Consider the following 12,639-nt stretch of genomic DNA (forward strand, 5'->3'; position numbering starts at 1 on the left):
TTATAGATATGAAAATCGCAGATAAATTAATAAGCACAAAGAATCTTGCTATTTCAGCAGGAACTTTGTTAGGAATTGGTGTGACAAGTGGTGCAATTGCTGGAGGTGTAATTGCAAGTCAGGAAAATGAAGTTGATCAAGCTAAAAAAGAAAGTTTATTAAAGATTGATTCTTTAAATAATCTTAGTCAAAGCTATATCAGATTACTTAAAGAGAAACTCTCAGTTATGCAAGAAGTTTCTAAAGTTAAGAAATTAACCAAAGAAGCAATTGAACTAAATTCAATGACAAGTGGATATATCGAATTGATGAATGAAAGTCACAAACTTAAAACTACTAATAACTTTAAGTTTGCTTCACTTGATAAGAAACAAGAATTTGAAGATAAATTAACTATGGCTCATAGTTTATTATCTGACGATGATAAATTATTAGACACAGTTAACATAGACATGCTAAATGAATTTTATAAAGCATTATCTACAAATAAAAACAAACTTGACGGAAATAAAAACTTTCAAAACACAAGAGATCTAATTGATTCATTAGATCATTTTAGTGATTCTGTAAAACAATCATTACACGACAAAATTAATGCGGCAGAATCAATTGTTGAATTAGATGTTATTAAAACAAAAATTCATGAGAAAGAACAAAGTTATAACAAACTCCTTAAGTTAATATCAGATATAAACAATTTAACTGAAAGAGCAAATCAATTAGGTTTATCTTTAAATGAAGATGTTCTTGTACTTAAAAAAGCACAAAGTAAATTAAACGAAACAATGCAAGATAGTAAATTAATTAATGATCTAAATTTTGATTTAGATGATTTTATTAATGCAACAGAAACTAAACTTGAGAGAGTTGAAAATTTAATCAAAAGTCAAATTAGTGCAATTGACAGATATTGAATGAATGTTGAATTGATTACTACAAATAATAATAAGTTCGATAATAATACAAATACATTAAATGTATCAATCAATAACAGAAATAATAATCATGATAATTTTGAAATCACAAACATTGAGTGATATTTAAATGATGTCTTATTACAAAATCAAAATAATAAAACAGTATCTATAACAAAAGATGAAGTTGTTCCATTTAATGAAGCATATCATGTGTATGCAAAGATTTCTGGTAGTTTAGATGGTGTTGTATTTCAAGCATATAAATTAAAACCTATTGTATTGATTCAAAAACCTTGAAGCGAAATTGATAAAAGTGAATTATTAGCTCAAATTGATCTCTTAGATAATTTATCTGCTGATCTTAAATTCTTAATTAAAAACGATATTAAACAAAGTATTAATAAAAAGAATGTAGAAATGATTATTCAACAAGCAAAAGGTATAAATGCACTTGTTGATGAGATTAATAATAAACTCAATGGTATTGATAAACAAGGTTTAAACTTTAAATTATCAAGCAATGCTATTCAAAGAAATCTTTTAACTCTAGAAAATAGGTTTCTTTCATATCTTGATGATAATAAATTTAATAATCACGAAATCACAGAAACCGATTTAAACACTTTAAATGATGACTTAAGTAATGTTATTTTAGCTTTAAATGGTGAAAATGAACTAACAAATGCTAAAGGTATGGTAGCAACTTTTTCAAAGTTATCTCAAAGCATTAGAAACAATATTTATAATCAACTTGATGAATCAAATACTTTAGAAGAATTAAAATCCGTACTTAGTTCCTTCAGAGACATAAATAGTAATGTTGCATTGTTAATAACCGCAATTAACTCTGCAAGAGATTTATTAAATAGTGAAAAACTTGCTAAAGTAAATAATTTAAATAAAACAAACAAAGTTGAAAAACTAATTCAAGCAATAAGTGTTTTAAATGAAGAAAATCAACTTAATGAACTAATTAATATTCAAAGTCAAATTCAAAAGATTAATAATTTAATATCAGAAATTCAAAATATGATTTCTAATGCAGAATTACTTAGTAATAAATTAAAAGCAATTCGCTTAAATGTTGGAAGTAGACATATAAATGATGAACCAATTATTGCAAGAATTGAAAACATTAATGACTTAAATATTCAAGACATTTCGTGATATATCAATGAAATAAAAGTCGACGGAACAGACGTTTCATTAGAAATTTCAAAACAACAAGTAAGAAGTAGTGATATTGATATTTATGCAAAAATTAACGGTTCACTAAACGGCGAAATATTTACTGATATCAAAACAAATATTGCAAGAGTTTATAAGTTCAAATATAGTGCTGATTTTTTAGCGCAATATTTAAGTCAAATAGATTCACTTACAACTTTAGGTGATGCAATAAAAATGAACATAAAAAGTTCTATTTCTGATGTTTTTGAAATCAATGAAGTAAATGAAATTATTAATAATGCTCAAACACTTAATAATAGTGCATTGGATTTACTTGATAAATATAACAATATCACTGCGGTAAAGGCTCAAAAAGCTTATAAGTTCGCAAATAATAACTTAAAAACAACTTTAGAAAACTTGAACCAAACAAGAGATTATTATTTTGATCAAAATAATAAGTTAAAGAACAATAAAACATCAATTGAAATCAATGACAAAAATCTACAAATTCAAACTGCATTATCCGATCTTAATGGTGAAAACCACTATGAGAGTGTAATAAAAGAAATAAATCAACTTGATAAATTATCTAACACAGTAAAGAATCAAATTTTTGTATTAGCCCAAAGTCAAAATAATTTAGATGATCTAAACAACATTAGAACTAAAGCATCAAAATTTAATGAAGATGCAGATGCTTTAAATCGTGAAATTTCTAAGGCAACATTACAACTTTCAGAGTTGAAACAATTAAGTGATGCAACTTTAAATTTGAGCAATGAAATTCGTGATTATCAATCATTGCTTGATTCTAAGAAAAGTTTAATAAACGCTAATCATCAACTTATTCAATTAAATGAAAATTTAACATCAGAAATTACTACTTTAAAAAACAAAAATAACTATATCGCAGAATTATTAGTCAATAATAATGAGTTATTTGGCGAGCTTAAAAACGTTAGAATCCAAGTAACTAATAATGGTTATTATGATGCAAGTGAATCTCTAACTGCAAGTTTAGACAATATTAGTGATTTAATAATACAAAGTGTTAAATGAATTTTAGATGATCAAGTACTAAACTCAAGTAGTAATACAACTATTTCAATTCAAAAGGAATTTCTTAGAGACAAAGAAAAAACTCTTATAGCTAGAATTAGTGGTTATAAAATAATTGATGGAAAAAACATTGCATTTAACAATTTTGAGATTTCAGAACCAAAAACAATTCATAAATTTAAACTACATGAAGCTCTAATAAGTCCATTAATAAGTGTAATTAGTAATTTAAATCATTTATCTGATGATGTAAAAAATCAAATTAATCAGCAAATTAGAAATTCATTTAATATTGAAGACGCAAGAAATATAAAAAGTGATGCTGTTTTATTGGATTCAAAAGTTTCACAAATTTTAAATTTAATTAATGGTTTCGATGAGCAAGAAGCAAATATTAAATTTGACAGTACTAACTCAATTAACACATTGAGATCAAAACAAAACATTGTTCATGATTTACTCAATCAAGATAATAAGTTAACGGAATCGACTGCTTCAAATAATCAAATATTAACAAGATTGATATTTGAATTAAGTGAATTAAGAAATACATTTAATGGTGAGAATAATTTAAATGTAGCTAAAAGATCAATAGATTCATTACCTAATTTATCTATGTCATTGATCAATAAGTATAAAGATGAATTAGAAAAATCAAACAATTATAGTGAATTACAAAATATTATTTCCGATGCAACAAAGCAAAATTTACTTACTTCACAATTAATTGACAAAATCACACGTACCAAATCACTTCAAACAAGATTGAATATAATTATTTCTAATAATAATTCATTAATAGTTTTTGGTAATAAACCATCTGAATTGCAAGATCTAATTAACAATCATTCAAGAATGCTTTCAGAAAATAAATTAATTGAAAAACAAGTTAATTTCGAACACATTAATAATTTATTTGAAACTAAAATACAAGATTTTGAAAGATATATAAATCAACTTCAAACATTCAGAAGTAATTTAACAAAAATCACTCTTTTAGCATCAAATGATGGTCATTTTATTGATGATAATTCTGTTAGATTAAGTATCAATACAAGTGATAGTAATGTAAGCATTACAAGCGTGTTATGACATGATGAAAATGGTACAATTCCAAATGAAAATCAAAACACATTATCTGTAAGCAAAGAATCAGTTAGAACTCAAAACAAGCAATATCATGCATTTATTTCTGGTTCTTGAAATGATATTAGATTCAATAATTATAGAATCTCTAATGATGTTATAGTTTATAAGTTTTCATTAACTCTAAGTGCTATTCAACCACTTATCAATGAAGTGGCATCATTAAACAATCTTGATGTAAATATTATTAATTCATATAAAGAAAAAGTTCGTGAATCATTCACAATTGATGAAGCAAACAACTATGTACAAGTTGCAAAAGAATTAAACAATGCAACAACTAATTTATTAAATCTATTAGTCGATAATACATCTGAAACAAATAACTTTAAGTTTGCATCTGATAATTTAAAATCAACTTATTTGGATTTAATTTCGCAATGTGTAAGACATTTTAGTACGAATAAAACTAAATTAATTGATGCAACATTAACCAAAAATGACTTAGTTGAATTATTCAAGATTTTAAATAATGCTAAAAATGCTTTAAATGGTGATGTAAATGTATTAAATGCACAAAATGCTATTAAACAACTTTTAAGCATTAATGAAACTGTTAAAAATCAATATTTAACTGATATCAATAATGGTGAAACGCTAGTAAATATTAATAATATTGTTGAATCAGCTACACACTTAAATTCTTTAGCAAATCAATTGACAACTCTTAGAAGTGATTCGCAATCCTTTTTACAAGATAAAAATGATATTTTTGCTTATTCATCTGATGAAACTCAAAGAATAAATCAATTATTAGATCTCATTAATTCAAAATTAGAAGAAAGCAAGATCAATACAAGAGATTTAACTAATTTAGATACATTAAAGCAAACTTTTAATAGTATTAAGACAAATATAGATATACTGGAAGCTAAAGTCAATAAACTGAGCAGATTAATAAAAGCAATAACAATTTCTGTTTCAAATAATGGCATTTTTAGTGATACTGTGAATGTGTTAAATGTTGAATTGTCAAATATATCTAATGATCTAAACATTAATAACACTAAATGATATTTAAATGATCAACAAAAATCAACAAACTCATCATTGAACTTGCACGAAAATGACTTAGATATAGACAAAAAAGTTCATGCAACTATTTCGGGGACATATTTAGGAATCTCGTTTAATGATGTGATCATTACTCAAAGAACAATCAAAGCAGCGACTTGAGAAAATTATGATAAAGGTAATTATATTGAAACAATTAATTCATATCCAGAACTTAGTCAATCTCAGAAAGAAAACGCAATTAGTTATTTAAATAATTCAGGAAGCAAAGATGTTGCTACAAATTTAATTAACAAATTAAATGAAGTAAATCAATATAAAGCATCGTTTAAACCTGCAAATAAAACAATAAATTACAAGTTTGCTCAAACATGACTTATTAGTGCAGTGGAAAATGTATTAAATAGCATTAATGAAACCATTGATAATAGTCAATTAACTTCTATAAATTATCTTGAACAATTAGCATCGAAATTAATTATTTTAAACCAAAAAATAAGTGTATTAGATGGAAATGTCCAATTACAAGAAGTAAAAGATTCAATCAATCAACTATCATCATTATCTGAATCTACAAAAAACTACTTTATTGAGCAATTAACTCAAAAAGCAAATCTTAGTGAAATTCAAGATTTAAAAGAAACTGCAAAACAATTGAATCAATCTGCAAATAACGGAATTAATGAACTAAATATTGCAAAAAGATTAAGCGAACTACTTTCACAGATATCTACAAGTGAAAAAGCAATAACTCTAAAAACAAATATTGAAAACGCCTTAACAACATTATCTAATCATTATTCTGAATCAATGCCAAAATTATTAATCACAAATGATTTAAGTGCCTTGAATTTAGATATAAATAATTTAAAAGACCAAATTAATACAGTTAATGAATTCTTGCAAGATCAAAATAATATTGATGCTTTAAAGATATTAACCTTACATTCATCAAAAGCAAATATAATCACTCAATTCGATAGCGTGACTGTTTCGATTAATAATAATGATCAAAACTTTAATATAACTCAATACAATTGATACATAAATGATGTTTTACAACCTGAAGCAACATTAGACACACTTGTTCTTACAAATTATGAATTTAACGAAAATAAACGAATCAAATTAGTGATTAGTGGTACATATTCAGGTTTATTGTTCACTAATTATCAATTACCTGAAATAATGTTAAATACAACAATTGATACAAATACTAAAGAACAATTTAAAAGCTCAATTAAAGGTCTTATTAATTTATCAAATTCACTTAAGCAAAGTATTAAAAATCAAATTGATTCATCAAATATTTATTATCAAGCAGCAACTATAAAAACAAATGCTATTGCATTAGATACATATATTGGTAGTGAATTTTTAGGAGTTTTAAATCAAACTCTAAGTAATAATGATTCAAAATTAAAGCTTGCTTCAAATGAAAGTGTTATTGCATATAATACTGGTTTAAATAACATAAAAAATGTTCTAGATGATTCAAAAAGACACTTAAACTCTGATGTTTCAAAGGAAAGATTAATTGAATTAAAAAATGCTTTTATCGAAGCTACAAATTCGTTAAATGGAAATGATAATTTAACTAATAAAACAAATGAATTAGTTGGTTCATTAAATAACTTCACTAATGAAGCAAAGAATAATATTCGCTCATATCTTAATAATGCTATTAATTATCAAGATTTATTAAACAAAGCAACTGAATTAACAAACAAAAACACCTTATTCCAAGAAATAAATGATTTCATCAACGCTGAAGATGGACCATCTTCAACGTTAAGAGAAGTACAAGAATTTAATAATAGTAGAGCAAATGTTGCTATATCTAATTCTGATGTTGCATTATTAGAAAACAAGATTAATGAATTTAACAATTACAGTGTTGAAGGTAAATTAAATAACTTAAGTATAGATTTAAATGCATTATTTAGTGAATTAAAATCACAGAATAATACATTAAAAGATAAGATAAATATTCATAGAGCATTAACTGATAAAATTCAACGTATAACACTACACGCAAGCAATGAAGGTATAGTTCAAGATGAAAGACATCCAGTTACATTAACATTAGGAAACATAAATAATATTAGAATAAATTCATATAAATGAGTTAAAGACAATAACCTTGATACAACTATTTCAACAAACAGCAATTTAGTTGTTCGTTTTGGCGATATTCAAGAAAAATCAAATGAATACAAAATGATTATTTCTGGTATTGATGGAGACATTCAATTCAATGACATAGTTCTAAATGCATCTATTACAGTTAGAAAACCAAAAGAAACAACTGCGCTTAAAAAGCAAGAATTATTCAAAACCATTGATGCATTAGAAACACTAAATGATCAATGAAAAACCAAATTTAAAAACCAAATCGAAGTTACACCATATGAAGCAAATGCACAAGACATTTTAGAAACTGCAAAACGATTAAATAATGCTGCTTTACCTCTTGTTGAAAGACTAAAAGGTAATAATGCTTTTGAAAATATTAGATATAAATTTGAAAGCGAAAGACGGCGTGGTGCATACTGAGAAAAAGTTCATGCTGCAAAAGATTCAATACTTGAAAATGATGGTTATAAACTTAAGTTTATTATGTCAAATGACATTCAAGGTCTTATTAATAAAATAAACGAAGTAAATGATGGAATAACATTTGAGTTCAATGGTTTAGGTGGAAACTATAATTTAAATGCATATTTTGAATATGTAGATCGTTTCAGCAAATTCTCTGAACAACTTCGTGAAAAGATTAAGAATGAAATGCGTCAAGCTAGTTCATATACTGAATTAGGTGATATTTATGTTCGTTATAGTACCTTACATAACAATAATAGTGCTGCATTAGCTAATATTATTTCTGAAATTAATGTTGCAAAAGAAATTAATGACAGAATTGAAGCATTGCAACAAAACGACATGCCTTATGTTTTAGATAAAAACGCATTTGATCAATTCAAAGCTGCTAATGCAACTGCTATAACTGCTAAGCATGATATTGATAACAATGTTATTCCACAAAATATCAATGAAATTTATGAAGATCTTAAGGAAAAGAACAAGAGAATGAAAGAAAATCTTGATTCATTCAATGAAATTGATGATTTATTATCTTCTGCATCAATTAGTGTAGATAACTTGGGATATCGTAGAAGTGCAAATGCAAATTACAAATTAGACTTGCTTATAGATGAAAACATCAATGTAACAGAATTTTCATGATATTTAGGTGATGAGATAATTTTTGGCGCAAATTCAAGACACCCGGATGTAGAGGTGAGACTTATAGATACAAATTCAAAAGAAGTTTCATTAAGAATTACAGGATACTATAAGGATATTAAGTTCACTGGATATAGAATCAAAAATAGAACTACTCTTTATAAAGATAATCCATTAAAAGAGATTTCTATTTCATCTACTAATGCAAATAATAAACTTCTCAATGGACACAATACATTAAGAATTAATAATTTAACTGCATTAGATACAAGAATTAACTGATATAAATATGATGAAATATTACATAATCAAACAAATGACACATTAGATGTAACAACCATTGGTTCATATAATGCAAAATTACATACTTCTAATGGAGTTGAATGAATTACAAATACCATCAACGTTACCGAATTAGATTATGTTAATGACATAGAGAAATTTAGAAGTATAGCAACTAGTGATGTTTCATTCTCAAATGGCTATGTCAAAGATATAGATGAACGGACAAGACATGGGAATAATACATATTATGATTCACCTGTTTTAAGAGATTACGGATCTCAAGGATTTAAATATCCAGCTTGAAATTACAATTATGAAGATAATGGAAATGCAAAATCATTCTTAACTATCAATGGTACGAGAACAAATGTATCTAATTTAGTTTTAAATGAAAGAGTACCAGGAACAAATTACACTTATGCAAACGGTGAATGATTAAAATCTGAAATTAATGCTGGTCGTCTTAAAAAACACTATGCAGCAGATGGTTTCTATGAAAGAAAAATTTCAGAGAACATTAAATCTACTACAAGAAAGATGTCGATATCTACAAATTGACTCGGATATAACAACACAGGTATTTATGCAGTAGCAGGAGAACCCGTTGAAATTGAATTTTCAGAAACCACATATAATAGATTGGTTCAAATGTATGGTGAAAATTCAAGAACTGAAGTTCCAATTGAATTTATTATTAACCAAAACTATTGAGATAATCGTGGTTTTGATGATAGTGGTCGGATTTCTAATAGATATCCATTTATTAGATCAGCATTTAAATTTAGAATGAATGAAATTCATGATCGTAAAGTAAAAATCGGTACACCATTTGGTGGTTCAATTACATTAAGAGTACTTCAAAACATGAAAAATGGTGATGGCACACCAATGGATATAGATTTCACAATTAGAAATGGTATTAAGATGCTTTCATATTTTGAAGGTATTACAACCGATCAAGATTGAGATGCACAAATTCAAGCTGTAAAAGATGGAACAATTGCTGCGCCAGTTGTCGCAATTCAAACTGAATACTCAGCAATTTTAGTACCATTTACTGCAATGAACGACATTGCATACATTAACATTAATAATATTAAGAATCCAAAACCAATTATTAAAAAATGAAATAGTTTTTATAGTAGTTCATTCAAATGAAATTCATACCAGGGTGAAAAGATAGCGCTAAATTATTGCAATGACGTTTGAGGTGGGGCAGGTGCTTGAGGTGGTTCTGCCAACTTATATGCAGAAATAAGTTGAGCATCTAAATATTTTAAGGGTGAAAATGACTTCAACTTTGATGATTGAGGTAATTATCACGAAGTAAATCATAACTTTGAAAATATGCAAGAACCATTTGGTATCCGAGATCATGGTTGAACAAATATTCCATCTGCATTAAATCTAACATATATTAATGATAGAAATAGAATTAGAGATTTTTCTAATATTAATGGTGATGGTGGTTGAGGTTGATCGAGGTTAGGATCGATATATAGTATTGTGAAAAGCAGAAACTATGATTGATATGCTTTATATGCCGCGCTTCAATATGTTTTAGGTCCTGAACGTTTTGTTTCTTGAGTTAAAAATAGTTATGTTTCAAATGCGCATTCATTTGATTATGAAAGACATAGTGATATTGCTGATGCTGTTGTTTTTCTTGTATGACATAATAAATTAAATTTCAAAGATGCCTTAAGTTCTGCTACATGAGGCGTGTCCTCAATATCAGAAGTATTCAAAATAGCAGAAACATATGAAGCCGATCAAAAAAGATTTGAGGAATTGGATAGACAATATAATGAACTTTATCCACGTAGAAAACAAGTTCCTGGTGCATATTATAAACTTGGACAAATTAATGATGAAAGAACTAAATTAAAGAATAAATTAAATGCAGTTGGATTCAATGCAAGTAAAATTAAAAACATGACTAGTTTACCTGCTATTGATTTCGTTGGTAACTTATATGCAGCGGGAAGATATTTTTATGATAGTGAGAGCAAGAAATTCCTATACAATGGAGATTACAATGCTCCATTGGATATTCTTGCCGGTGAACCATATGTTTTTGATTTAGAAAATGGTATTAATTCAATTAATAGTAAGTTTAGTTGATCTAAAGTTAAATTTGAAAGCAAAACAAAATATGGTGGTACTTTAGAACTTGATTCACATAATAACAAAAAATTAATTTATCATGCAAATCCAAATTACATTGGAGAAATTGATGAATTTGATATCGATATTATTCCGGATGAATTTGAAGGAAGATCAGATAATTATGTTCCATCATATAAATTTAGGATTAAAGTTAGAAATGTTGTAGCGGGTCCATCATTATATATTTATGATTCGCTTAATGATAAATGGAATTACAATGCAACTGAAGCTTCGGCACTTGCAGATGATGAAGTTGCACGTGGAATTTTAAGATATACTAAAAAACCAGGCGAATATTATTGGTCAACACTCAACCCAATCACCAAAGAACATCAATTAGTTAGACTTAAATACAAATTTATAGCAAAAGAATCTGGATATTATAAATTTAAATATCAAGTTGATGATGTTGCTGAATTAAAAATCAATGGTCAACGTTATGATTATAGTAGATCATATAGTCCTAATTGAAGAGAAATGAATTGAGTTTGATTCAATGCCGGTGATGTCTATGACGTAGAGTTTAATGTATTCAATCAAGGTGGACGTGGTGGTCTTAAATTTGAAATGTATGACCCATCTGGTAGATGATTAAATCTAAATGATAATGTTTTACCTGACACAATTTCAAATATTACCAATGACCACAATAAGTGAAATGAATTTTTAACCAATGATAAATACAAATATCACAGAAGATTTAAAGATCTAGAAAATAGAGATATTGAAGAAGTGCATAAATATGCACCGGGAAATGTTTTAAATCTTAAACAAGATATTGACTACACTTTTACACCTATTTCGCCAAGAAGCAATGATCGTAAAAAAGCACAATTAAACGATGATTCAAGTGCATATTATGAAGAATGAACTTCAAGTGAATTGTCAATGAAATATTCATTTAATCACTCACAAAATATTTCATATGTGCAATTATTATTTAGAGAAGATGCAAATGAAAAATATCGTCCATCATTTGCGAAGATTATTACTACAATCAATGGTAGAGATGTTGTGCTTTTTGAAGGTGCAATTCCAGATCGTGAAAAAGGAATGAGTTTTGTAAAATTAAATACTAATGAAGCAGTTGATAATCTAACAATAACACTTAGAAATCAAGTAACAAGAGAAAGCGGTCTTATTCTAAATAAAATTAGATTTATCAATGGCGAAATTCCAAACAAAATAATTGCAACTAATAATCCTAAAATTCAATATTTTGGATCATGAGATTTTGTTTCAAATTCAAGTGATGAAGCTAAATCATTTGCAAATTCACTTAGTGCTAAGTCGAATTCGGTAAATGATTACTTTGAATATTCATTCCAAGGTGATGCAATTAATATTTATGGTAAAAAATCACCAGATAATGTTGGTGTGTTTGATGTTTACATCGATGGTCAACTAATTGCGAGTGATGTTAGAGCACACTCAAGCGATACATCATACAATGCAAACTTATTTAACTATGTTTTAAATGAAAACCAAAAAGTTAAATCAACACACACTATTAGAATAGTTAACAAATCAAGCAATCCACTTTATATTTCATTTTTAGCGGAACATAATTAAAAATAAGAATTACACACCAAGATTTCCTTGGTGTGTTTTGTTGTAATTTTTTACTATG

1 protein-coding gene is annotated in these 12,639 nt (G+C 26.7%); it reads left to right on the forward strand.

The window, feature by feature from the left end; translation table 4 throughout:
• Nucleotides 1-8 precede the first annotated feature (8 nt).
• Nucleotides 9-12,581, forward strand: a complete 12,573-nt coding sequence (locus H9M94_RS00740; protein ID WP_187469694.1) for a GA module-containing protein — start codon at nt 9-11, stop codon at nt 12,579-12,581.
• Nucleotides 12,582-12,639: the final 58 nt, after the last annotated feature.

This window comes from Mycoplasma sp. Pen4 (assembly GCF_014352955.1).
Taxonomy (GTDB): Bacteria; Bacillota_I; Bacilli_A; order Mycoplasmatales; family Metamycoplasmataceae; genus Mycoplasmopsis.